At 61.5% G+C, this 21559-nt stretch carries 26 protein-coding genes; 10 read left to right on the top strand and 16 right to left on the bottom strand.

Annotation, left to right across the window (positions count from 1 at the left end):
• Positions 1-46: 46 nt before the first annotated feature.
• The 4 genes from WDJ60_RS06365 to WDJ60_RS06350 all read right to left on the bottom strand — a co-directional run bounded on the left by WDJ60_RS06365 (position 47) and on the right by WDJ60_RS06350 (position 4444).
• The gene (locus tag WDJ60_RS06365) at positions 47-436 is read right to left on the bottom strand and encodes a hypothetical protein (protein WP_340099262.1); all 390 of its coding nucleotides are present in this window, start codon (positions 434-436) and stop codon (positions 47-49) included.
• 79 nt (positions 437-515) lie between these two features.
• Positions 516-1277, bottom strand: a complete 762-nt coding sequence (locus WDJ60_RS06360; protein ID WP_340099261.1) for a DUF4382 domain-containing protein — start codon at positions 1275-1277, stop codon at positions 516-518.
• A gap of 249 nt (positions 1278-1526) precedes the next feature.
• Positions 1527-3626, bottom strand: a complete 2100-nt coding sequence (locus tag WDJ60_RS06355) for a CDC48 family AAA ATPase (RefSeq protein WP_340099260.1) — start codon at positions 3624-3626, stop codon at positions 1527-1529.
• A 218-nt stretch (positions 3627-3844) separates the two neighbouring features.
• Positions 3845-4444 carry a DUF1102 domain-containing protein gene (locus WDJ60_RS06350; RefSeq protein ID WP_340099259.1) on the bottom strand — a complete coding sequence of 200 codons (600 nt, stop codon included), beginning with the start codon at positions 4442-4444 and terminating at the stop codon, positions 3845-3847.
• Positions 4445-4992: 548 nt separating this feature from the next.
• Here WDJ60_RS06350 and WDJ60_RS06345 point away from each other — a divergent pair.
• From WDJ60_RS06345 to WDJ60_RS06335, 3 genes are read left to right on the top strand one after another with little or no spacing between them, the layout of a single operon-like run.
• Positions 4993-5586 (top strand): DUF7344 domain-containing protein, encoded by a 594-nt coding sequence (locus WDJ60_RS06345; protein ID WP_340099258.1) that lies wholly within the window; start codon positions 4993-4995, stop codon positions 5584-5586.
• Positions 5583-5990 (top strand): hypothetical protein, encoded by a 408-nt coding sequence (locus WDJ60_RS06340; RefSeq protein ID WP_340099257.1) that lies wholly within the window; start codon positions 5583-5585, stop codon positions 5988-5990. The genes WDJ60_RS06345 and WDJ60_RS06340 overlap by 4 nt, the downstream gene beginning before the upstream one ends.
• 59 nt (positions 5991-6049) lie before the next feature.
• Complete coding sequence (locus WDJ60_RS06335; RefSeq protein ID WP_340099256.1) at positions 6050-6184, top strand: DUF7128 family protein; 135 nt, start codon at positions 6050-6052, stop codon at positions 6182-6184.
• A gap of 15 nt (positions 6185-6199) precedes the next feature.
• Here the strand turns inward: WDJ60_RS06335 and WDJ60_RS06330 are convergent, their stop codons facing one another.
• Together WDJ60_RS06330 and WDJ60_RS06325 are read right to left on the bottom strand one after the other, a co-directional pair.
• Positions 6200-6697 carry a DUF5796 family protein gene (locus WDJ60_RS06330; protein ID WP_340099255.1) on the bottom strand — a complete coding sequence of 166 codons (498 nt, stop codon included), beginning with the start codon at positions 6695-6697 and terminating at the stop codon, positions 6200-6202.
• A gap of 44 nt (positions 6698-6741) precedes the next feature.
• Positions 6742-7095: a hypothetical protein gene (locus WDJ60_RS06325; RefSeq protein ID WP_340099254.1), complete on the bottom strand. Its 354-nt coding sequence runs from the start codon at positions 7093-7095 to the stop codon at positions 6742-6744.
• A 96-nt stretch (positions 7096-7191) separates the two neighbouring features.
• On the opposite strand from WDJ60_RS06325, the gene WDJ60_RS06320 reads away from it, so the two are divergent.
• From WDJ60_RS06320 to WDJ60_RS06310, 3 genes are all read left to right on the top strand, one after another.
• Positions 7192-8043 (top strand): shikimate kinase, encoded by an 852-nt coding sequence (locus tag WDJ60_RS06320; RefSeq protein WP_340099483.1) that lies wholly within the window; start codon positions 7192-7194, stop codon positions 8041-8043.
• On the top strand, positions 8040-8348 hold the full coding sequence (locus WDJ60_RS06315) for a chorismate mutase (RefSeq protein ID WP_417750437.1): 309 nt from the start codon (positions 8040-8042) through the stop codon (positions 8346-8348). The genes WDJ60_RS06320 and WDJ60_RS06315 overlap by 4 nt, the downstream gene beginning before the upstream one ends.
• Before the next feature lie 95 nt (positions 8349-8443).
• Positions 8444-8602: a hypothetical protein gene (locus WDJ60_RS06310; protein ID WP_340099253.1), complete on the top strand. Its 159-nt coding sequence runs from the start codon at positions 8444-8446 to the stop codon at positions 8600-8602.
• 198 nt (positions 8603-8800) lie between these two features.
• Here WDJ60_RS06310 and WDJ60_RS06305 read toward each other — a convergent pair whose 3' ends face one another.
• The 6 genes from WDJ60_RS06305 to WDJ60_RS06280 all read right to left on the bottom strand — a co-directional run bounded on the left by WDJ60_RS06305 (position 8801) and on the right by WDJ60_RS06280 (position 14117).
• A complete protein-coding gene (locus tag WDJ60_RS06305; RefSeq protein ID WP_340099252.1) occupies positions 8801-9730 on the bottom strand; it encodes a DMT family transporter in 930 nt (309 codons plus the stop codon).
• Between the two features lie 200 nt (positions 9731-9930).
• Complete coding sequence (locus WDJ60_RS06300; protein WP_340099251.1) at positions 9931-10608, bottom strand: carbonic anhydrase; 678 nt, start codon at positions 10606-10608, stop codon at positions 9931-9933.
• A gap of 78 nt (positions 10609-10686) precedes the next feature.
• Positions 10687-11484, bottom strand: coding sequence for a 5'/3'-nucleotidase SurE (gene surE / locus WDJ60_RS06295; protein WP_340099250.1), 798 nt, complete (start codon positions 11482-11484; stop codon positions 10687-10689).
• Between the two features lie 60 nt (positions 11485-11544).
• Positions 11545-12978, bottom strand: coding sequence for a small ribosomal subunit Rsm22 family protein (locus WDJ60_RS06290; protein ID WP_340099249.1), 1434 nt, complete (start codon positions 12976-12978; stop codon positions 11545-11547).
• Entirely contained in the window at positions 12975-13721 is a 747-nt protein-coding gene (locus WDJ60_RS06285; RefSeq protein ID WP_340099248.1) for a prephenate dehydrogenase, read from the bottom strand. The genes WDJ60_RS06290 and WDJ60_RS06285 overlap by 4 nt, the downstream gene beginning before the upstream one ends.
• Before the next feature lie 84 nt (positions 13722-13805).
• The gene (locus WDJ60_RS06280) at positions 13806-14117 is read right to left on the bottom strand and encodes an ASCH domain-containing protein (protein WP_340099247.1); all 312 of its coding nucleotides are present in this window, start codon (positions 14115-14117) and stop codon (positions 13806-13808) included.
• Positions 14118-14267: 150 nt separating this feature from the next.
• Here WDJ60_RS06280 and WDJ60_RS06275 point away from each other — a divergent pair, with 150 nt between their 5' ends.
• Positions 14268-14549: a hypothetical protein gene (locus tag WDJ60_RS06275; protein WP_340099246.1), complete on the top strand. Its 282-nt coding sequence runs from the start codon at positions 14268-14270 to the stop codon at positions 14547-14549.
• A gap of 1 nt (position 14550) precedes the next feature.
• Here WDJ60_RS06275 and WDJ60_RS06270 read toward each other — a convergent pair whose 3' ends face one another.
• Complete coding sequence (locus WDJ60_RS06270) at positions 14551-15234, bottom strand: haloacid dehalogenase type II (protein WP_340099245.1); 684 nt, start codon at positions 15232-15234, stop codon at positions 14551-14553.
• 85 nt (positions 15235-15319) lie between these two features.
• Here WDJ60_RS06270 and WDJ60_RS06265 point away from each other — a divergent pair, with 85 nt between their 5' ends.
• A complete protein-coding gene (locus WDJ60_RS06265; protein WP_340099244.1) occupies positions 15320-16093 on the top strand; it encodes a fumarylacetoacetate hydrolase family protein in 774 nt (257 codons plus the stop codon).
• A gap of 37 nt (positions 16094-16130) precedes the next feature.
• Here WDJ60_RS06265 and WDJ60_RS06260 read toward each other — a convergent pair whose 3' ends face one another.
• Together WDJ60_RS06260 and WDJ60_RS06255 are read right to left on the bottom strand one after the other, a co-directional pair.
• Positions 16131-17330, bottom strand: a complete 1200-nt coding sequence (locus WDJ60_RS06260; protein WP_340099243.1) for a LolA family protein — start codon at positions 17328-17330, stop codon at positions 16131-16133.
• A gap of 85 nt (positions 17331-17415) precedes the next feature.
• Positions 17416-18540 carry a DUF4367 domain-containing protein gene (locus tag WDJ60_RS06255; RefSeq protein ID WP_340099242.1) on the bottom strand — a complete coding sequence of 375 codons (1125 nt, stop codon included), beginning with the start codon at positions 18538-18540 and terminating at the stop codon, positions 17416-17418.
• A gap of 171 nt (positions 18541-18711) precedes the next feature.
• Here WDJ60_RS06255 and WDJ60_RS06250 point away from each other — a divergent pair, with 171 nt between their 5' ends.
• Positions 18712-19893 carry a mechanosensitive ion channel family protein gene (locus WDJ60_RS06250; RefSeq protein WP_340099241.1) on the top strand — a complete coding sequence of 394 codons (1182 nt, stop codon included), beginning with the start codon at positions 18712-18714 and terminating at the stop codon, positions 19891-19893.
• A gap of 108 nt (positions 19894-20001) precedes the next feature.
• A complete protein-coding gene (locus tag WDJ60_RS06245) occupies positions 20002-20646 on the top strand; it encodes an SdpI family protein (RefSeq protein ID WP_340099240.1) in 645 nt (214 codons plus the stop codon).
• Positions 20647-20667: 21 nt separating this feature from the next.
• Here the strand turns inward: WDJ60_RS06245 and phaZ are convergent, their stop codons facing one another.
• Positions 20668-21555 (bottom strand): intracellular short-chain-length polyhydroxyalkanoate depolymerase, encoded by an 888-nt coding sequence (phaZ, locus tag WDJ60_RS06240; protein WP_340099239.1) that lies wholly within the window; start codon positions 21553-21555, stop codon positions 20668-20670.
• Positions 21556-21559: the final 4 nt, after the last annotated feature.

Below are 21559 nucleotides of genomic sequence, written 5' to 3'. Positions count from 1 at the left end.
GTACTCAGCCGACAAAAATGTATGGCGTGCGGTACCGTGTCTCGTACTACTCCGTAACTGACGCAGTTTGGTCGAGCGTCGACAACAGGAGCCCACCGACCACGAGTCCGTGCACGAGGCCGGCGCCAGCACCGATAGCCGCGCCCGATGTAAGGCTGGCATCGACGGACCAGGCGCTGACGCCGCCGACGCCAGCGCCGACGAGTAGCCCGACCGTCGCACAGCCGCCAACCACCCGGACAGCGAAGGCATCCTCGCCCCGGTTCGCACGAACCAGTCGCCCGGCGAGCGCTCCAACGATGATACCGCCGCCTGTCCCGTAGCTCAGCGGCGACACGATGTCGGTTCCGAGAATGACGCCGACGAGCAGCCCAATCGCGCCGCCGAACACGAGACCGATGCCAGTTCCGAGAGTCGACAGCCGGCGGTCGTCCATACTCTGATACCGTGGAACTCGGCTAAAAAAGTTTCAAAACAGGTCGTCTCCGTTTCACGTGGGCGAGAACCCTACCCAGTCAGGCAGTCGTTTCGGTGGTACCTGGCGTTCCCATCTCGTCTTCGCTGTCTTCGTCGTCGCTGTCTCCGCTTTCGACTTCTTCGACCTCAACCTCCATCCCCGCGACGCCGCTCTTTCCGATGACAGGGAGGAGGTTGTAGCCGTTACGCGGCCCCTTCTTCACGACGTTGATGTCGAAGACGAAGCTCAGCTCCTCGTCTGCAGCAACTTCGAAGGGCTTGACGATTCGAAGTCGGTTGCTCGGAACCATTACGTCGACAGTCTCGCCGTCGACAACGCCCTCTGCACTGGCCACGCTGAGTTCGATTCCCGAGTACCGCCCTTCTTCGAGTTCGCCGTCCAGCACTGAGATAGCTCGGTCGCCGACGACCTCTGTGAGGTCGACTGTGGCACTGTCGAGGTCGAACTCGACGAACCCCTCACTGTCCTCGTCTTCGTCTTCTTCGTCCTCAATGTCTTCGTCATCTTCAGTTTCGTCTGCTGTCGACTCGGAGCCTTCAGCTGTGGTTTCGGTCATCGCACCGGTGGTAACCTCTTCGTCCTCTTCGGCTCGGAAGACGCGAGCAGATGAGAGGGTCACGTCCAGCGAGTCGAAATCACTGATAGCTGCCGGCTGGTCGCTAATCAGTAGTCGGAAGGTGCCGCTGCCGCTACCGCTACTACCGTCGTCGTCGCCACCGTTGCCGCTGCCGCCGGAACAGCCAGCAAGCAGCGTGCTTCCGACGCCGACCGTGGTCGCAACGAAGGTTCGACGATTCACGCACGTCCTCCGTCGAGAAGTGTTTTTGAATACGTTCGCGTTGATTGCAGCAGAATCGATATCACGTCACCTCCCTCAGGTTCTGCCAGTGATATATCTGATGGCCAGACTGGGTTTGTCGTACGCGAGTCTGGGAGACCGTATCTCAGATAGATTTGGAAGATTATAGATAGTTCTCTCTGAGAAGGTTGGATAATTGAGCCAGGACATTCCGATGGCGTGCATTTGCCATCGACTGACGCTGACTGTCTATCGACTATCACTGAGTTCGGCCATCGCTTGCTCGATATGGTCGGCTGTAATCATCACGTCGTCTGCCCGTTCAACGGCCTCTGCCGGGTCGATATCCGCTGCGACCTCTCGAATCGCACGCATCGACGCGACTCTGAGGACAGAAGCAAGGTCAGCACCGGAGAATCCTGCGGTCTCGGCGGCGAGCGCATCTAGGTCCACGTCGTCGGCGAGCGGTCGGTCGGCAGTATGCACCTCGAGAATCTCTTTCCGGGCAGCCTTGTCCGGCGTTGGGACCTCGATGTGCTGTTCCAGTCGCCCCGGCCGGAGCAGCGCGGGGTCGAGCGCGTCTTTGCGGTTGGTCGCCGCGAGCACGATTAGCGACGGATGGTCGGCGACGGCGTCGAGTTCTGCGAGCAGTTGTGAGACGACGCGCTCGGTCACCTCGTGTGTGTCGCCGCGTGCCGCTGCGATGGCGTCGATTTCGTCGAAGAAGACGATGGTGGGGGCGGTCTGTCGCGCCCGCTCGAACAGGTCTCGAATCGCTCCCTCGCTCTCGCCGACGTAGCGGTCCAGAATCTCCGGCCCGGCGACGCTGATGAAGTTGACGCCGCTCTCGCCAGCGATTGCCCGCGCGAGCAGCGTCTTCCCCGTTCCGGGTGGCCCGTAGAGCAAGACGCCGGCGGGCGGGTCCGTCGCGGCTGCTTCGAACAGCGGGCCGTACGAGAGCGGCCACTCGACGGCTTCACGGAGGCGCTCTTTCACGTCGTCGAGGCCGCCCACGTCGTCGAACGTCTCGGTCGGTGACTCGGCGACGTACTCCCGCATCGCTGACGGTTCGACGCTCGCCATCGCCGCCTCGAAGTCGGCCCGGACGACACGCAAGTCCTCGGGATCCCGCCGAAGCGCTGACATCCCAGCCTCCCGCGCCAGCGACGCCACGTCCGCGCCGACGAAGCCGTGGGTCCGGGCAGCGATGCGGTCCAGGTTCACGTCCTCGCCGAGCGGCATTTCGCGGGTGTGCACGTCCAGAATCTCGCGGCGACCGGTCTCGTCCGGCACCCCGATTTCGATTTCGCGGTCGAAGCGCCCGCCCCGACGCAGTGCGGGGTCGACGGCGTCGACGCGGTTCGTCGCACCGATGACGATGACCTCGTCCCGGCCCTCCAGACCGTCCATCAGCGTGAGCAGTTGCGCGACGACGCGGTTTTCCATGTCAGCGTCGTCGTCGCGCGCCCCGGCGATGGAGTCGATTTCGTCGACGAACAGAATTGCGGGGGCGTTCGCCTCGGCCTCCTCGAAGGCTTCGCGGAGTCGTTCCTCGCTCTCGCCCTTATATTTCGAGACAATCTCCGGGCCGGAGATGGTATCGAAATAGGCGTCGACTTCGTTGGCGACGGCGCGGGCGATGAGCGTCTTCCCGGTTCCGGGTGGACCGTACAGCAGGACGCCCTTCGGCGGGTCGATGCCGAGGCGGGTGAACAGTTCGGGCTCCGACAGTGGGAGTTCTATCATCTCCCGAACCTGGTCGAGTTCGTCGTCCAGCCCGCCGATGTCCTCGTATGTGATTCCCGTGTCGCTCTCGGCCGCTGGCTGATTTCGGTCCTCACCGTCCGGCGTTGCGCTCTCCACGTCGGCGATCTCCGGACGGAGCGTGACAGTCGTACTCTGTGTTACTCGCACTGAGTTGGTCGGGCTGGTCTCGGTCACGATGTACGCGCCGTAGCCCTGGATGCGGATGCGTTTGCCCGGTCGGACGAGTCTGTCGACGAGGCGTCGGCGCAGTCCCTCTGTCGAGGCCGATTCGTTGGCGTGTTCGTCGGCCGGCTGGAGGACGATACTGGTCGCGTCTTCGACGGACGCTCGTTGGACGGTAACTGTCTCGCCGATAGTAACGTCAGCACTCGCGCGTGTGTCGGCGTCGATACGGATGACGTCACCGTCGTCGTCGCCGGGCCACACTTTGGCGACGGTGAGGTTTCCGCCCTCGATAAGCACGGGGTCGCCGCTGAGGATGCCGAGGTCGCTCTGGACGTGACCGGGGAGTCTGGCGATTCCCCGCCCGGCGTCGCGTTTGCGCGCGCCCTCGACGCGCAGTTCCCGCACGTCGTCACTCATGGTGAGTGGTAGGGGGTGGACGGGGATAAAACAGGGGCGTCGGAAAGTTGTTTGATGGGTTTCGTTGATAGCCGTCTCCGAAGCAGAATGGATAGCGCCGTCGGTTGCGGTCCGGAGTTCCTCTACTGGTTCTTTCCCGAACGCATGAAGAAACCACACCGAGAAGTTCCGTGACACGGTGTGGAAACTATTCTTGACACTCTCGGAGTATATCTTATTTATTCGTCACGAACACTACTAGGTGACTTTTCTGCGTGGACGGTAATTGTGCCGGAAACATCGTTCCCGGAGTAGTCCTCTTCGATGATTTTCACTCCCACTTGAAGACCTGATTGGCCGGAATTGAAATTACTCTTTTTGCCGCCTTGAGACCACAGTGACGCCTCAAGTCGATCGTCGGGATCGCCCTCGGCATAGAATTGCACGCCGGGGAGCCCGGACGTCGTCAACCAGACATCTACTTCCGTCGGCCCAGTTGGGCCACCGTTGACAGCAGCATCGTTTCTGATTCTGAACACGTCGTCGAAGGTATAAACCGACCCTTTGTTGACACCGTCTCCAGTGGGGAAAGTTCCTCTAGCGTCCTCGTTGAAGTGGAGCTCGATGGTTCCTGGGTCACCAGTCTCACTCGCGTACCGCCCGTTAGGATTGGTGCCCTCAGGATCATCAGCCGCCGTATCAGAATCCGACGTATAAATCGCTAAGAACGAAGCACTGTCATCCGTAGTACTGACCGCGACATCACGCTCTCCCGTAGTAGCGCTTGTGAACGCACCAGTACCAATTGCAGCTGCCCCGCCGGCAGCGAGCGATCCCATTCCGACCAAGAATTTGCGTCGTTGCATTTGTGTTCTCCCTCGTTTGATTGCGCACCGACACGCGTCCGAGCCATCAGCGACCGACCAACCGTCGGTGGCACGCACTCTGACCATCACGGAGCCCCCACTTTGGTATGAATAGCTTCTGTAACCCGGAGAGAGACTTTGTAACCCAGGAATAGCGTCTATGGAGAGGTCACATAGACACCCTGGTCAGCCAGGGAAGCATACACAATCACTCTCTGCCAGCGTAGCAAACATCCTATATTTGACTGCCCACTCCCGTTAGAGACCCCCTGAACGACCAGAACACCGCGAGATTCTAACGACTGAACTCGGTTTTGGTTTTCCTGATTAAACGGCCTCTACAGCCACCAGAACGAACGTTCAGGCTGACTATGACGGTATATTCTCAGAGCGAGAAACTAATCGATCACACGCCGAGTCACTGTTGAGTCGAATTGTTACTGTTTACTAATATATCTGGATGTCACGAGTGTTGAACGAGTATCGCTTCCGAATCTCTCCGCATCGCTGCAAGCCAATCTATGAGCAAGTCTGCAAACCCAGATCCGAACCAGTCGCCAGATATCGGTGCTGAGTTCACACGGGACACGACGCTTGAGGTACTGAGCAATCAGCGACGCCGCTTCACGATCCACTTTCTGAAACAGCAACCTGGGAACAGGGCAGCGATTTCCGACCTCGCCGAGTGTGTCGCCGGCTGGGAGAACGACAAGCGACTCGACGAACTCGACCACAAAGAGCGAAAACGCGTTCGCAACGCACTCCGGCAGTTCCACCTCCCGAAGATGGCCGACGAGGGGTTCGTCGAGTTCGATAGAGAGCGGGGGGTCGTTGCACTGACCGACGCGGCATCGAGCGCCAACTTCTACGTCGACTCGCTCACTGGTGGCGACGTTCCCTGGGGTATCTACTATCTGGGGCTCTCCGCACTGAGTCTCGTCTGTCTGGCGGGACTCTGGTTCGGCGTCCCGCCGTTTACCGCCATCTCGCCGTCGATGTACTGCGTCTACCTCGTGGCGGCGCTGGTGGTCTCCTCTATTGGGCACTTCTACGACAACTACTACCGGATGCGACTCGGCGCTCGTGAGGAACCGCCTGAGGTGGGAGACGAATGAACGTCCGGACGCTACTGGTCGTCTGCGGTGCCATCGCTATGGTGGTCGCACTCACCACCGGAACGAGCGGATTCAGCTCGGCGACAGCAGACCGGAGTGTGACGGTGTCGGTCGCTGAGGATGACACCGCGCTGCTTGGCGTGGAACGCTCTCTGTCGGGAGTAACCAACGGGACGACGAATCTCACAGTTGCAGTGACGAACCAGTTCTCGGACACCTCGTTTACGAACGTCGAGGTCCGTGTCGGTGACCGCTCGACGTCACTCGCGACCACGACCGGACTCACGCCCGGTGACCGCGAGACTGTAACGTTCACGTCGGTGAGTTGTGACGAGACAATCCGGCTCACTGCAACTGGTCCAGCCGTTACCGTCACACTCACCCGCTCGGTCAGTTGTCAGTAGCGACAGCAGGTAGCGTCACCGGAGTAACGCATATACATCCCGACAGCGCAGTATGGGGTATGGTGTCTCAGACCACGCGAGACGAGATGACGTGGTACGAATGTGAGCACTGTGGCCTGTTGTTCGACTCACAGGAGGACGCCAGGCAACACGAACAGAACTGCGACGCGGAGGGTCCGTCCTACATTCAGTAGCGTCACTGTCCGACGCTACGCTTGGGAATCCACGTCGTCTTCACCGTCTTCACCGCTGTCGCCCTCCGCATCGCTATCGTCAGTTGACCCGGGAGGAACGAGTTCGAACGACCGCTCGCCGAGTTCGTCCTCCTCGAAGACGAAGACGCGTCCGTCGACAGCCTCGGTGTCCGCGTCGATCTCGATGCGCATCGCACTCTCGCTGACCGCGACACCGGGAAACACCGTCGTCTCTTCGCCGTCGTCGAGCACGACGCGACCGACACCGGTGTCTTCGAGAATCGCGTCTTCAGTGTTCCGTTCGTTGACGTAGACGAGGACGCCCTGTGTCTCGCTTTTGTCTGTCACGAGAACGTGCGTGTCTTTTCCGGGGGCCGTCTTGACTGACCCTTCGACGGGGGTGGGAACGCCGCGGTAGAACACTGCGCGGCCGTCGAGATACTCGACTTCGATGCCGTCCTCGGTGAGTTCGATGGGGAGCGTGTCCGGCGAAACGTCGGAACGGGAGTGCATACCCGACGGTAACACGCGGCGAGTGAAAACGCCGTCCCTTTCGGTCACTCCGCTGCGCTGGCGAACATGCTGGCGACGAGCAAGCCGAACAGAAGCGTCGTGGTCGCCATCCCGAAAAGGAGGTACACGAGCAGCGAGAAGCCCGGGAACTGCTGGATGCCGGCGACGACGACGGCGACGCCGGCCAGTGCCGAGACGCCGGCTCCGACGTACAACTGCTGGCGACGCAGCGCTTCTGCTTGCGGTGTCGGCTCTGGCTGGACCGAGTCGCCGTGCGTTTCGTTGGCGGCGTCGTGACTGTCGGCGTCTGCCAACGTGTCCGCTGGATCGTCGGCTGGCGTCTCTGACTCCGGCTGGTCGGTCGCCGGAGCGTCGCCGGTCGCCACGTCATCGCTCATTGCCCCGCCGTTGGCAACGCGAGCGAAAGTCGGTTGCGGTTGTCGGCAATCGGAATCACCACAGGTAAATACGGTCGTGTGGGACAGTCAGACACGATGGAGGGCCAGGCACGGGCACCGGCGGCCGGAACGGTTCTGAACGCGCTCGCCAACAGGACCGGGTCGGCGTTCGCTATCGACGAGTACACCACCGCGACTGTCGAACTCGACGGCTCCGAGGCCGTCACGGGTACCGTCGCCGAGGACCCCGACGCGGACACGCGACTTGTCGAAGCCTGCGTCGAACGAGTCGTCGAGTTCTACGGCAACAACCAGGGCGGGACGGTCCACACGGAGAGCGAGGTGCCGATGGCTTCGGGACTCAAATCGTCCAGTGCAGCCGCCAACGCGACTGTCATGGCGACTCTCGACGCACTCGGTGTGACCGACGAACTCTCTCGCGAAGACGCCTGTCGACTCGGTGTCGACGTGGCTCGTGACGTTGGTGTCACGGTAACCGGCGCGTTCGACGACGCCAGCGCCAGCATGCTCGGTGGCGTGACCGTCACCGACAACACAACTGACGAACTTCTCGCTCGGGAAGAACCGGACTGGGACGTGCTGGTCTACACGCCACCGGAGCGCGCCTACAGCGCCGACGCCGACGTGGCCCGCTGTCAAAACATCAGGCCGATGGCTGACCTTGTCGCCGAACTCGCACTCGACGGCGAGTTCACGCGAGCGATGACAGTCAACGGACTGGCGTTCTGTGCGGCACTTGGCTTCTCGCCGGACCCGATGGTCGAGGTGATGGACGACGTCGCAGGCGTGTCGCTTTCCGGGACCGGGCCGAGCTTTACGGCAGTTGGTGACCGCGACGCACTCGAACAAATCCACGAACGCTGGGGCGCCCGCGACGGCAAGACGTGGTTGACCACGACACAGACGGAGGGAACACAGGTTCTATGACAGACGAGACGCTCGAAGGGGGAGCAAACCCCGAAGACATGACCCTGGACGAACTGCGCGACGAAATCCGCGGCATCGACCGCGAACTCGTCGAACTCATTGCACGACGCACCTACGTCGCCGACACGATTGCACAGGTCAAAGACGAACAGGGGCTACCGACGACCGACGAACAGCAGGAACAGGCCGTTATGGACCGCGCCGGCGAGAACGCCGAGCGATTCGATGTCGACGCCAATCTGGTGAAAGCGATCTTCCGCCTGCTCATCGAACTGAACAAAGTGGAGCAGCGGGAGAGTCGGTAAGGTGCCGAACTCGCGGATGCTCGCCTCTGTTCCCGAGTCAGGAACAGAGCACGACTGGCCAAACTGATTTATTTCTACCTCTTGTACCGAGCCATATGGGGAGTTACGCGACACCGCCGGACTGGTCGGACCCGACCGACGAGGACGATGACGAGGAGTCGGCAATCAAACTCGGTGAGCTACTGTCCGGACGACTGGCTGACGTCGACATAGGCTCCGTCGAGGCAGTTCGCGAATCGCGAGAACGTCGATGAAATCGACAACCACCGTGAGGTTGCTCGGTCCGCCGTCTTCGTCATCGACCCAGGGCGGCAGATTCAGTACACTTGGCAGAGCGAGTCCGACGACGACGAGCCCGACCTCGGGGCCATCGAACGGGCGACCAATTGTCACGGCGATAAGTGTGAAATACCCGGAACGAAATCGTATTTGTAGGCTTAACTGAGTGGCACTCACGGCTCCCGGTCGGACAACAGCGGGAGTTGAACTGAGTCGAATTCGGCACTGATTGCGTTCCGCTTCAGTAGCAGGAAACCCACCAATATCAATAGAAAACCAACCACGGTGTCGGCGGTCGGCGTCTCGTTGAGGAAGAGTACCCCTGTGACAGCTGCCACTACCGGGGCAGCATAGGACACCAGGTTGATTTCTATCGGTCCGAGGCGATTCAGGAGGTCGAAATAAATGAGGAATCCCAGTGCGCTCGCGACAACGACGAGGTACAGCAGCGAGAGGATCGCCTCACCGGTCCATTGCACGTCGGTTAGAGACTCAGCGAGGGCGATACTTGCTCCGTGCATCAGCCCCGCTCCGATGAGCATCGACCACGCTTCCATCGTTTCGATCGGGAGTTCTCCATCGACGCGGCGGGTGAGCACGCTTCCGAGAGCGAACGAAGCGGCGGCCAAGAACACCAGGAACATCGAGATTGTTTTCGTATTCAGCAGGTTGTTCGGGTCGGGGTTGCTCAGTACACCGACTCCAACGAACCCGATGAGAAGTCCGACCGTTCCGAGAACCGTGAGTCGCTCGTCCGGCAGGAACGCCCGTGCAAACCCCGTTGTGAGGATTGGCGAGAGACTGACGATGATCGCCGCGGCGGCACTCGTCGTTTCCTGTTCTCCGATGAAAAGGAACGCGTGGTAGGCAGCTATCATGAAGGTCCCGCCGATACCGACCAGCACCCATTCGTCCCGACTGTGGGGTAGCCACTGGTCGGTCGCATACACAGCGTAGCCAAGCATCAATACACCTGCCGCGTCGTACCTGAACGCGGCAAAGAGAACCGGTGGGAAGAACTCTAACCCTGCCTTAATAGCGGTGAAGGCACTCCCCCACGCGATAGCCAATCCGATAAACAGTATCGCATTTCTGAATCTCATACGTTATTTAAATATTCACATATGCGCTCTCAGTCAGACGGTCCAGTCGGAACGAGTCACTCGGTGGTGATGATGATTTGGGTGGCAATCTGGGTGCCTCGAGGACAGCTATGAGCATGTTTTCGGCGTCGACCTGTGACCTGGAAACGCGGCGCGGCCAGTCCAGGCCGAGACGAACACTCCTGGGTCGCGTCTGTCAGTCAGTACTCCCACAGCCGTTCGATTCGCGATTCGATGTCGGGATACGATGCACGAAGTGTCTCGACGGCAGTCTCCCCGTCGACGTTGATCACGTGGACTTCGCCGCGCCTGCCACCGTACACGTCTTGGAAGTCGTAGACGACGCCGGCGATGTCGGTGTCGTCCGGCACGTCGTCGCTGTCGAGCAGAAAGTCGACCTGTCTGTCGACGTTGTACTCGACGAGACGGTTGATTTCCCCCGCACGGTCGACATCGTTCGGAAGTTCGTCGAGCGCGGGTTCGATGTACGGTTCGAGCAGCGAGAGACAGTGCTCGATACCGGCTGGTTCCGAGACGCCGTCGGTCAGGGCGTTGTAGGTGGCTGTTACCGCACCGCAGCCGGTGTGACCCATCACGATTGCAGTGTCGGTCTCGGTGTGTGCGATGGGATAGAGCACGTCTCCGGAGACGGCGAGGCCGGTGTCGGTCCGCTGGACGACGCGGTTGCCGATGTTGCCACACGTAAACAGGTGCCCTGGTTCGTCGTTGCCCCAGATGTGGTCCTGGAGGACCCGAGAGTCCGAGCAACAGACAGTCACTGCGTCGGGATACTGAGCGTCCTGCACGGCGCCGAAGCGGGACTGAAACGCCTCGGCGTGGTCGGCGTTGCGGTCAAGCAAGTCGACGAGAGTCTTCATACCCGCCCGGAGAGGCACCCGAGCAAAGTGTGTTGCTGATTCCGGGGCCGACAATTGTCGAACTGCCGCGGCTGGCGGTTAGGTACCAGCCGTATCGGGATACGTTTCGGCGAGACCGTCGAGGGCCTCGTGGTGTTCGGTCGTGTGTGGAGCGGTCAGTGGTGAGACGCTGACGTGGCCATCGACGACGGCACGGCGGTCCGTCCCCGCTGCGTCCGGAATATCTCCGTTTGCCATCAGTTCCCAGATTCCGTCCTGTAGTTTCACGTGCTCTCCGTCTCGGACTGCATCCATCCGATGGACGCGCGACGGACGAGTGACGACCATCTCGCCAGTGGCCTGTTCGGGAACGGGAACGTTGACGTTGAGGTAGTCGGCTTGCTCGAAGACGCCGGCGTCGATGGCGTGGTCGGCGAGAAATCTCGTCGAGCGGGTCGCCTGTTCGTACGCCTCGACATCGACATCGACGTCGTCGTAGGACGTATCACCGGCGACGGGGATGTACAGAGAGACGGAAAGCGCCGGCGTCTCGAAGAAGGTCGCCTCGACGGCGGCACTCACAGTCCCGGAGCGGCCGAGATTGTGCGCTCCGAGATTTGCGCCCTGGTTACACCCAGCGACGACGAGGTCCGTTTCGGGAGCGAGCACTTCCAGCCCGGCGATGACACAGTCGGCAGGTGTCCCTTCGATAGCATATCCCAGTTCGTGTTCGTTGACGCTGACGGAGTGTGAGAGCGCCCGACCGACGGCGCTCTGGTCGTCCGCCGGCGCGACGACAGTCACCGACCCAATCTCGGAGAGGGCGTCTGCAAGCGCTCGCAACCCGGTGGCGTCGATACCGTCGTCGTTTGTCAGCAGGATGTCCGGCCCAGCCATATCCGCTGTCAGGTCGGCGTCAGCAAAAGGATGGTGTTCCCGAAAGTGCAACCACCGGCATCACCCCACTCGGTCGACGACGGTCTCGGTGTCGACGACGACGTTGTACGCCCCCTCGTCGTCGTTCCAGAGGACGAGCGCGTTCTCGAACCGGAGCGCTTCGCCGTAGCCGGCTCGGGCCAGCGAGTGATTCAGTGCGGACTCGCCAGTGTGGACCGCGTAGTGGTCCTGTCGCTGGCTCCCGTCGCCAATCAGGTAGAGCGGATTCGCGTCCTCGTCGGCGAGGTTGTCGCTAAGCTTGATGGCTGCGAGGTTGACGCGGTCGGTGACGTAGTCGTCGGCGTCGGCCATCTTCGCCACCTGATTCGGGTCCGGCCGGTATGCAATCCGCGTCTCGGTCGCGTGTCGCCACACGCCGTAAGCGTACTGCACGTCGACGTTGACGAACTCACCGTCCCCGCGCTCGCGTTCCTCGCTCTCGATTGGGCTGGACCGCTCGCCCTCGTCGAGTCGGCGCTGGAAGGGTGGCACGGCAAGGTCCGGTCTGGTGGTGAAGGACCACGACTCACTCGTCGGTGTCTCGCCGGGCCAGAGCCGAACCGTCGGTTCGTAAACGGTCAGCCCCGCCTCCCGCTCGACAGTTCGCTCTGTCTCGCGGAGTCCCGTCGCCGTGTTTCTGTCCGCGGGTTCGAGTGCGACAATCGAACCGTCTTCCGCGACGGCATCGGCGTAGCGCTCGACGACCGCAGCGGGGTCTGCCAGTTCCGAGAGAACGTTCGAGAAGAGCACGAAGTCGTACGTTCGCTCGGGGACGAACTCCTCTGCGGTGGTCTGGTGTACCGTCGCGTGAAAGTTCCGGCCGGTCTCGTCGAGAAATCGGTCGAGTACGCCGGTCGCAGCGCTCGGCTCGACTGCGTCGTAGGTAACAAGATCATCCTCACCAAAGAGGTCGGCAATCCCCAGCGCAGGACCACCGACACCAGCCCCAACGTCGAGAATCGTCGGGCTCGCGGGGACGAGTCCATCGCCGACCAGGTCCGCGAGGACGTACTGCACCGTCGCGTAGTACGCTGGCAAATGATAGAGCGCGTAACACAGTGCCGTCTGGTCGTCGTACTCGACTGCCTCGCGCTGGAGATAGCTATCTTTCAAGTTACGAATCCGCGCTCGCAGGCGGTCACCGGATTCGCCGTCAGGCCAGCCAGCGCCGTACTCGGCGACGAGCATGTCTTCGAGGACGTGCGCGTACGATTCAGGAAACTGCTCGACACCGTCGAAGGACACCTCGGCAGTTCCCTCGGGTGCCGGAACGAAGGTACCGTCCTCACGTTCGAGCAGGGAGAGTTCGGATGCTTCCTCTCGGAGCGTCTGCCGAACGACTGCCGGATGCGGGTGTCCCTCGACGTACTCACAGATCTCCTCGGGGTCGATCGGGCGGACGTTCTGGAGATACCTCGCGTTGTCCAGAATCCCCTGGCGCTGGGAATCAGTCATCGCTCACCGGCGTCGTCGTAGAGCCGTTCGAACGCCTCGGCGTCGGCCTCGGCAATCTGCTGTGCAGCCGCGGCGATATCCGCTGCCCCGTCGAAGGCCATCTGAATATCCGCGTAGACGCGCGCTTCGCCGTCGGTGACCTGTCCGGCGAGCGCGTCGAGTTCGCTCGAAATCGGCGTATGGAACCGTTCGTCGACATCCTCGGCAGCGAGTGCGTACGCGAGGACGGCAGTGTGCGCGCGAGCCTGTACTGTCTCCATTGCTTCGTCGTGTTCGGCTGCCGTCGTTTCGAAGAGGTCGTTGCCGCGGGCGTCGAGCGCCGACCGGACCGTCTCGGTGACGGGACCGGTCGCGTCGGCGACGAGCGGGACGTTCCCCGGTTCGTTCGCCGGTGCAAAGAGCGGGTGAAGACTGACCCGTTCGCGGTCAGGTGTCACCTCGCGCATCACCTCGATTGGCGTGGTCATCGTTCCGGACACGTCCAGGAGCGCGCGCTCAGCACGGTCGGCGTAGCCTCGAATCGCGTCGCCGACGGCGGGAATCGGGACGGCGAGACAGACGCCGTCGAACTGTTCGTCGGTGTCAGTTGCGACTGTGCGACCGCCGACGCTGTCTGCGGCGGCAGTTGCGGCCGCAGGGTCAGCGTCGGCGAAGGCGAGGTCCACTGGCTCGGGGGCGTCTTCGCAGAGGGCTGTCCCCAGCCAGCGACCCATCGCACCCGAACCGACGACGAGAATCTCCATCGGCGTCTGCTTGTCTGTCCCCCGGCAAAAACAGTTCGGTCGGTCGTCTGCGACAGCCGTCCACGGCGACTCACCGCACTTGGACTACTGCCGCTCGAAGCGGTGCATCACGATGTCGGAGTCGTCATCCCACTCGAAGTTGTCGTGGGCGCGCTCGAGAATCTGTTTGTAGTGGTCGAGGTCCTTCGCACCCTCTGCGCGGGCGTCTTCGTCGGTCATGTCACCCAGCGTCCGCTCGCTGACTTCGACGACTTCGAACGTGACGCCGTCGATTTCGAAGGTGTCGCCCTCGTCGGCGTACTGCTGGCCACGGTGGATCTGTGTCACGTCGCCGTCGAGCGCCTGTGATTGCATTCGGTCGTTCGGGAGGAGCGTTCCCGGTTCGATGGTCGACATACACCCTTTCGTTGGTCCGAACGCGGAAAAGTCACCCGCTGGCGTCACCCCTCCCACCGACTCTACCTCCCCGCTCACCCACTCTCTCACTCCCCCACTCAATCCAGATGCCCCAGAACGTTTAGGCTGGTCAGGACCTGACGACCGGGCATGGAGCCGGACCTCTGGACGACGTTCGTCTTCTTCGGTATTCCGCTCGTCGTGGGCCTACTGGGCGTTCGCACCGGCGGCAAGCTCTGCTACCGTGCGTACATCCAGTACGCGACGAGCGGTGAAACCGACTGGTCCCCTGTCGAGACCAGTCATCACCGTCCCGAATCCAGGCGCTCCTGGCGTGGCAATCTGCTCCGTGGCGCGCCGATTCTGGTAGTCGCAACGCTCCTGACACTGCAGTCGGCGCGGTGGCTACTGCGAGTGTTCGGGCTTCCCTGACCTACGCGTCGAGTTCGTCCGCGATGTCGTGAATCGTCCCCACAGTCAGCGACGGTTCACCGTCGAACGGTTCCCACGGCGTGTCCTTTCTGTTCATCCAGATACCCTGCATCCCGGCGTGCTGTGCGCCCTGAACGTCGAACCACAGCGCTGCGGCGTGGGCCATCTCCTCGATCGGCGTTCCGGTCCGAGCGGCCGCGCGGCGGTAGATTTCGGCGTCAGGTTTGAACGTCTCTACCTCGTCGGCGCTGATAGTATCTTCTAGCAGGCCATCGATGTCGGCATGGTCGACCATCGAGTCGAGCATCTCTGGATTCCCGTTAGAGACCACATAGAGGTCGTAGCCGGCCTCGCGGAGGCGTTGCATCCCCTCGCGAACGTCGTCGAACACGTCGAGTTCGTGGTAGACCGAGAGAATTTCCTCGCGTTCCTCGTCGGGAAGGTCGACGCTGTGGGCGTCGAGTGCGTACGTGAGCGCGTCCCGGTTCATCTCGTAGAAGGTCTGGTAGGCGTCGATGTGGTTGCTGACGAGCGTGTACTCGATAGACCGAGAGCGCCAGAGCTTCGACACCGGTTCGGGGTCGTCGACGCGCGCGGCGAGTGCCTGCTCGGCGGCGTCGACGTCAACTAGTGTGCTGTAGGAGTCGAACGTCAGCGTCGTGACAGCGGTGGGGTCGAAAGACATACTGACCGAATCACCGTCCTCGCCCAAAACCCCACTGCCCGAGCATTTCACAAACCCTTATTTTGCGGCGGGAGAACCCCTGCGCATGAAACAGGTCCGGTTTCGAGACCCGGCAGGCAGCGTCCGCACAGGTGAGTGGGTTGACGCCGACGGCGACCCCGCGGATACCGAGACGGCAGGGACGGGCGGCCAGATTCGATTCGGTGGCCAGACGTACGACCCAGCCGAGGTCGACGTACTCGCACCGTGTGAGCCGTCGAAAATCGTCTGTATCGGTCTGAACTACGCAGACCACGCGGACGAACGCGATTCGGAGTTGCCCGACCGGCCGCTGCTCTTCCTCAAACCGCCAAACGCCGTCGCCAGCCCCGGTAGCGACGTACCGCTTCCGGCGGGCAAGGAGCGCGTCGACTACGAGGCCGAGATGGGTGTCGTCATCGGCGAACAGTGTCGCAACGTCGACGAGAGCGACGCGATGGACGTGGTCGAGGGCTTTACCTGCATGGTCGACGTGTCGAACCGCGACGACCAGGACCGCGAACAGAACTGGGTCCGCGGGAAGGCCTTCGACAACGCCGCGCCGCTCGGTCCGGTGCTGGCGACCCCCGAGCACGTTCCTGACGACGCCAGTATCGAACTTCGGCTGAACGGTGAGACGCGCCAGTCGTCCTCTCGCGAGATACTCATCTTCTCGGTGCCGGAACTCATCGCAGAGATTACCACCTACATGACGCTCGAACCCGGCGACGTAATCGCGACCGGAACACCCGAGGGCGTCGGCGCGCTCTCCGACGGGGACGAGGTGACCGTCGAGATCGAGGGCGTCGGTCAGCTCACCCACACCGTCTCGCGGGAGTGAGTAGAACGGCGACCTCTTTGGGAGGGTGTCTGGGCGGTCATTCACAGCCGACGGAGTGAGCGATATCGACGAGTTGCTCCTGTGATAGATTTCGCCCTCCGATTTTGTACTGCACGCCGTTGCACGTCCAGGTGATGACCTGTCTGGGGCCGAGGTTTCGGTACGTCGCGCGCCGGCCAGCGACGGTGAGGGTTTCGCCATCGGTTCGCGGTTCGATGCTCGGTGCCAGTTTTGCGACGGTGAGGACGCTGCTCGAATTGACGTAGCGGAGCCCGATGCTATCGATTCGCCCCGTCGTGCGGGTTGCGCTTGCCAGTGCGAAACCGTCTGGAACGGTCGGCGCTGGGACCGAGAGTGCCGCATCGGCTCGCAGTGCCGAGACCGAGTCGTACTGCTGCTGGTCCGGTGTGTCGGGCGTCTCTACCGTCGCGTTGGACGGCGGGTCGAAGACGAACGTCCCCGAAGCGAATTCCGGATTGAACGTCACGTTCCGGTAGGTCGTCGTGAGCGTCCGTCGCTGACCGCCCTGCGTCCAGGCGGTCCGCTGTTTGAGCGGATAGTACCACTCCGAGTCGAGCCAGAGCGTCTGAGTGAAGTTCGCGACCGGTTCAGAGACAGAACTCGTCTGGGCGAGCTCGACCATGACCGCCGAGCGGCCGTCGACCGTTTTTGTCCCCGCAGTCGTGACAGTGTAACTGCTCTGGGTCTGTGCAGGGCCGACCGTCTGCTGGCTCTGCCCTCCAGCAGGGACGACGGGCAGTGGAGAGACGCCGACATCGTCTGTCGATGGCTCTGCCGACGACTCATTCGACAGATTCAACTGCGAAACCAGTCGGACGACCCGGTCAAGTCGACCGGTTGTCCGCTCCACCGAGAGTCGCTTTACTGTCTGTGTGTCGCGGTCGTAGAGCCACAGCGTCGAGTCGTTCGAAACGCGGACATCAGCAAGTCCGGCTCCGGACAGCCTCGACGCTCGGATGTCTCCAGTGCCCGGTCTGAGAGCGACGCGCTCGATGGTTCGACTCGTTTCGTTGCCGCGTGTGATGACGACTTCGCGGGTTGCTGTCAGCCCGTCAACTGACTCCAACCGCGCCGAGGCGTTCTCCTCTATTGTCTGGTTTGTCGGTGCTCCCTCGCCGACGAGCGCATCGAGTCCCACGATGAGTCCGGCACTGGCGGCGACGAGTCCGAGTACGAACAAGAAAAAAAGAAGGTATTCGTCACGGCTGGCGGCCATTGCTACTATATTTATGTGAATTTGGAAAAAAGCTTGTGAACGTCACTGCCGCTTCAGATTCACGGAACGGCAGCCGTTCCGATGACTATTCGTCGGCGACTGACGCTGCGATATCGAGCGTTTCTTCCTCGGAGAGTTGTCCGTAGAGGCTGAAGGACTGTCCGTTACTGTTCCAGTGGAGGAAGCTGAACTCGTCGTATTCGGCGTACCAGCCGGTGCTCTCGCCGATGGAGACCTCTTCGTAGTCCTCGACTTCACTGTAATCGAAGGGGTTGTCGTTCTGTATGCTGACCGTGATTCGGTCCGTCCCGTCGGTGTACGTGCTCGAGACGGTGTAATACCCGTCACCGTCGATGACGCGGGCCTGGTCGAACTCGTACCCCTCGGCCAGTTCCGCACTGGGGACCGAAAGATCGGCGTTGGACTGAGCTGCGTCGTGCGTCTCGTACGTTGAGATGTCCGGTCCGATATTCTCTGTCGGGTCCGTCGCATCGTCGGGCACGTCGATGTCGAACGTCGACTCGGGGATAGCCTCGTTCAGCGTGACGTTCTTGTAGGTAATCGTCGAACTGTAGTTGTAGTCGTACTCCGATGATTCGACATCGATTGCCATCTGAACCGGGAACCGCGTCTCCGTTCCGAGGTAGACGGTAAGTGACGTATTGGATTCAGTGTCCAGTTGCTCTGTCGGGGTTCCCTCGAGAACGTAGACGTCCTGTCCCTCGACAGTGTCGGTGCCGAGATACTCGTAATCGATCGCAGATTCGTTCGCCAGCTGTTCGAGCATCGGGAGGAGAATGTCTCCACGGTACTCGTACTCCGTGACTGTGTTCTCATCTTCGTTGTACGTGACCGACGTGCTCTCGTTGACCACCGTCGTGGTGTTGTTTCGGAACGTCGAGTCTATCGTCTCGGTTCGCTTCTGGAAGGCGTCCAGGTCCGCCGAGACGCGTTCGGTCGATTCCATCGTCTCGCCATTTGATTCGGTCTCGGTAACCCGAGTGAACTCGATAGTGTCTATCGTCTCCAGCCGTTCGGTGAACGAATCGATGACTTCCTCGCCATCGGGTTCGTCGGTCGTTGCTTCGTCTGTCTGTGCAACTGTCGTGGAGGGCGAACCAGCAAACGCGGCTCCCGCGATACCCGTCGTCAACAACATGACTGACGCGAGTACTGCGAGGAGCGCTGGACGGCTCTTGTACTGGACCATGCAACTATCCGTACGTACTCGACATATAAAGGAAACCGAGCGTGATTGCTCCCCCAGCAACTACAGCCAAAAATATAAATACCTGCTCGGATTCAGCGGTGTGCTATCGTCGACAAATCGGTCGTACTACTGAGAGCAACAGTTAATTCAGCCGCCAGCATCTGGGAAGTAATGAACAGTCATCTACTGCAGCCACTGGTCGATCTCTTTGCTGCGGTGCCAGCGTGGCAGGCGACCTTGCTTCTGGTCGGATTCTCGCTCGTTCTCGCGTTCGTTCTGGAGTTTGTAGTCCTGCGCTCGCTTCTCCAGTACACCAGTCGGACGAAGACCGACTACGACTACATCGTCGTCAGCGAACTCCGTCTCCCGGTGGTGCTCACGGCCGGGCTCGCCGGTGTCTACCTGCTGACGCAGATTCCGTCCGTTACCGAGTACGTGCTCGTCACGAGCGACCAACTGGACACGTTCTTCGGGAAGCCATCGCTATCGGTTATCGTTCTCGCGTGGGCCTTTGCGGCGAACCGAATCATCAATCGACTAGTCGAAGAGGTCAAGGACAAGGGCTCGCGCTTCGATTTCGCGCCCGTCCTCTCGAACGTCTGGACGCTCGTCGTCGTCATCGGCACTATCGGCGTGTTGCTCTCTATCTGGGAGTACAGCATCGCCCCGCTTCTGGGCGCGGCGGGCATCGCGGGTATCGCAATCGGCTTCGCCGCCAGAGACACCGTCGCTAACTTCTTCGGCGGCATCGCGCTGTACTTCGACGACACGTACAAACTCGGCGACTACATCGAACTCGACTCCGGCGAATCGGGAACAGTGGTGAAAGTCGGAATTCGCTCGACGACGCTGCTGACCCGGGACGAGATACTCATCGTCGTGCCCAACTCGGCGCTCAACGCCGCGAAAGTCATCAACCAGTCCGCGCCACAGCGCCGTCGCCGCGTGAAAGTTCCGATCGGTGTCGCGTACGGCACCGATATCGACGCCTTCGAGGAACTGGTCGAGGAGATCGCTGCCGAAGAACAACTGGTCATGGATTCGCCGAAACCACGGATGCGATTTCGGAACTTCGGTCCCTCGGGGCTCGAGTACGAACTCCTGGGCTGGGTCGGGTCACCGACTCGTGCTGCCAAAGCACGGCACAAGCTCAACCGAGAAATCTACAAACGGCTGAACGCTGCCGATATCGAGATTCCGTTCCCACAGCAGGACGTTCACCTGCGAGGCGTCGACTCCGGCCCGGGTGTAGTCGACCGGGAAGCGAGCGAGCGCGCGGACTCGCGACCCGACATCGGAGTCACCGACCCCGTCGAACGACCTGCCGAGAAGCCTGGCAGCGGCGACGACTAAGTGTCCTGTCGAGATCATCCACTTCAAAGTTGGGGGCGAGAAACAGCGACTGCAGTTCTGTTGGTTCGTTTATTGAATGGGGTGTTCAACGTAGACGTGGAGCCAGTAATGTCACAGAAACACCGCGCCCTCGCCGGACTCGGAATCGTCCTGATTAGCGCCCTCGCATCGGTTCTCGCCTATCCGGACCTGCCCAACCAGATGGCGATTCACTTCACGGCCGACGGAACGCCCGACGACTACATGCGCAAACAACTCGCAGTCGCACTCGTCCCCGCACTCGAACTCGCGATTCTCGGGATGTACGCTGTCATCCCGCGCATCGACCCGCTCGGTGAGAACATTGCCCAGTTCGAGACCTACTACGACCTCGCCGCCATCGTCACCGTCGCAATCCTCGCCTACGTCCACGGAGCTGTGCTGGGATACAACCTCGGCTACCGCTTCGAGATGGCACAGGTCGTCGCACCGATGCTGGCCGTTGTCGGCATCGTCTTCGGCTTCGTCGTCGAGAACGCCAAGCAGAACTGGTTCGTCGGCATTCGAACGCCGTGGACGCTCAGCAACGAGGAGGTCTGGACCCGAACCCACGAACGGAGCGGCATCCTGTTCAAAGTTGCTGGCCTCATCGCCCTGCTGGCGATTCCGTTCCCCCAGTACTTCGAGGTGCTCGCTATCGCCCCGCTGGCGCTTGCGGCCCTCCTCCCGACGGTGTACTCGTACGTCCTCTACCGCCGAATTTCTCACGCTTAATCGGTAGTCTCGCCTTCCGGCTCAGGCCGTCAGAAACGCTTCGACATCCGAGAGCAGTCGTTCGGGGTCGTCGACGGCCGGTGCGTGTCCACACCCCTCCAGTTCGACGTAGCGTGCGTCGTCGATCTCTCGCGTCACGCGCTCGGACATCTCCCGGCTGACTATCAGGTCGTCTTCGCCGCGGAGGACGAGCGTCGGCGCGTCGATGTCTGTCACCTCGCCGGTGCCCGGCTCGATACCGTTGTCCTCCGCGGAGATGTTGAAGTGGACGAGCGCGTAGTCCATGTCGAGCAGACAGCGCTGCTTCAGCGTCTCCTCGATGTAGCGGTCGAACCGCTCCTCGTCGGGCGTTCCGTGGACGAAGATTGCCTGCGACCAGATCTCTTTCATTGTCTCGGCGTCGCCCGCTTCGAGTGCGGCGAGAACGGGGGCGACGGAGACGGGGTCCTCTGCGAGTTCTTCGCGGGTAGTCAGGACAGTCTCGGTCGGCTGGAGGTTCTCGTCTTTCTCGAAGACTGGTAACCCTTGCGTGCTCGGCGGCGCCATGAGGACCAGCCGGCGGACACGCTCGGTGTCGGCGGCCACCTGCATCGCGATGGCGCTCCCTGCCGACCACCCCCAGAGGTGGAAGTCGTCGAGCCCGACTGCGTCGGCGAACATCGGCACGTCGGCGGCGAAATCTGCAATCGAGTTAGCTGAGTTCTCGTAGGAAGAATCACCGAACCCGCGGATATCCATCGCGTAGAGGGCAAACCGGTCGTCCATCCGCTCGAAGACGATGTCCCAGTGGATCGAGGAACTCATATTGCCGTGGAGGAGTACGAGCGGAACCTCTCCGCCATCGCGTTCCCGATAGGCTATTCGCTCACCGTTCGGAAGGTCTACCGTCGTCGTGTCGGGGACTGACATGGGC

The organism is Salinibaculum salinum, assembly GCF_037645885.1.
Taxonomy (GTDB): Archaea; Halobacteriota; Halobacteria; order Halobacteriales; family Haloarculaceae; genus Salinibaculum; species Salinibaculum salinum.
Note: the sequence above shows the minus strand (reverse complement) of the source record. Positions and strands in the feature narration are given on the sequence as shown.

Bases quoted from the DNA above. Each gene is read 5' to 3' on its own strand.
- WDJ60_RS06365 (WP_340099262.1), bottom strand. From the start codon at position 436: ATGGACGACCGCCGGCTGTCGACTCTCGGAACTGGCATCGGTCTCGTG.
- WDJ60_RS06355 (WP_340099260.1), bottom strand. From the start codon at position 3,626: ATGAGTGACGACGTGCGGGAACTGCGCGTCGAGGGCGCGCGCAAACGC.
- WDJ60_RS06350 (WP_340099259.1), bottom strand. From the start codon at position 4,444: ATGGGATCGCTCGCTGCCGGCGGGGCAGCTGCAATTGGTACTGGTGCG.
- WDJ60_RS06345 (WP_340099258.1), top strand. From the start codon at position 4,993: ATGAGCAAGTCTGCAAACCCAGATCCGAACCAGTCGCCAGATATCGGT.
- WDJ60_RS06340 (WP_340099257.1), top strand. From the start codon at position 5,583: ATGAACGTCCGGACGCTACTGGTCGTCTGCGGTGCCATCGCTATGGTG.
- WDJ60_RS06335 (WP_340099256.1), top strand. From the start codon at position 6,050: ATGGTGTCTCAGACCACGCGAGACGAGATGACGTGGTACGAATGTGAG.
- WDJ60_RS06330 (WP_340099255.1), bottom strand. From the start codon at position 6,697: ATGCACTCCCGTTCCGACGTTTCGCCGGACACGCTCCCCATCGAACTC.
- WDJ60_RS06325 (WP_340099254.1), bottom strand. From the start codon at position 7,095: ATGAGCGATGACGTGGCGACCGGCGACGCTCCGGCGACCGACCAGCCG.
- WDJ60_RS06320 (WP_340099483.1), top strand. From the start codon at position 7,192: ATGGAGGGCCAGGCACGGGCACCGGCGGCCGGAACGGTTCTGAACGCG.
- WDJ60_RS06315 (WP_417750437.1), top strand. From the start codon at position 8,040: ATGACAGACGAGACGCTCGAAGGGGGAGCAAACCCCGAAGACATGACC.
- WDJ60_RS06310 (WP_340099253.1), top strand. From the start codon at position 8,444: ATGGGGAGTTACGCGACACCGCCGGACTGGTCGGACCCGACCGACGAG.
- WDJ60_RS06305 (WP_340099252.1), bottom strand. From the start codon at position 9,730: ATGAGATTCAGAAATGCGATACTGTTTATCGGATTGGCTATCGCGTGG.
- WDJ60_RS06300 (WP_340099251.1), bottom strand. From the start codon at position 10,608: ATGAAGACTCTCGTCGACTTGCTTGACCGCAACGCCGACCACGCCGAG.
- surE (WP_340099250.1), bottom strand. From the start codon at position 11,484: ATGGCTGGGCCGGACATCCTGCTGACAAACGACGACGGTATCGACGCC.
- WDJ60_RS06290 (WP_340099249.1), bottom strand. From the start codon at position 12,978: ATGACTGATTCCCAGCGCCAGGGGATTCTGGACAACGCGAGGTATCTC.
- WDJ60_RS06285 (WP_340099248.1), bottom strand. From the start codon at position 13,721: ATGGAGATTCTCGTCGTCGGTTCGGGTGCGATGGGTCGCTGGCTGGGG.
- WDJ60_RS06280 (WP_340099247.1), bottom strand. From the start codon at position 14,117: ATGTCGACCATCGAACCGGGAACGCTCCTCCCGAACGACCGAATGCAA.
- WDJ60_RS06275 (WP_340099246.1), top strand. From the start codon at position 14,268: ATGGAGCCGGACCTCTGGACGACGTTCGTCTTCTTCGGTATTCCGCTC.
- WDJ60_RS06270 (WP_340099245.1), bottom strand. From the start codon at position 15,234: ATGTCTTTCGACCCCACCGCTGTCACGACGCTGACGTTCGACTCCTAC.
- WDJ60_RS06265 (WP_340099244.1), top strand. From the start codon at position 15,320: ATGAAACAGGTCCGGTTTCGAGACCCGGCAGGCAGCGTCCGCACAGGT.
- WDJ60_RS06260 (WP_340099243.1), bottom strand. From the start codon at position 17,330: ATGGCCGCCAGCCGTGACGAATACCTTCTTTTTTTCTTGTTCGTACTC.
- WDJ60_RS06255 (WP_340099242.1), bottom strand. From the start codon at position 18,540: ATGGTCCAGTACAAGAGCCGTCCAGCGCTCCTCGCAGTACTCGCGTCA.
- WDJ60_RS06250 (WP_340099241.1), top strand. From the start codon at position 18,712: ATGAACAGTCATCTACTGCAGCCACTGGTCGATCTCTTTGCTGCGGTG.
- WDJ60_RS06245 (WP_340099240.1), top strand. From the start codon at position 20,002: ATGTCACAGAAACACCGCGCCCTCGCCGGACTCGGAATCGTCCTGATT.
- phaZ (WP_340099239.1), bottom strand. From the start codon at position 21,555: ATGTCAGTCCCCGACACGACGACGGTAGACCTTCCGAACGGTGAGCGA.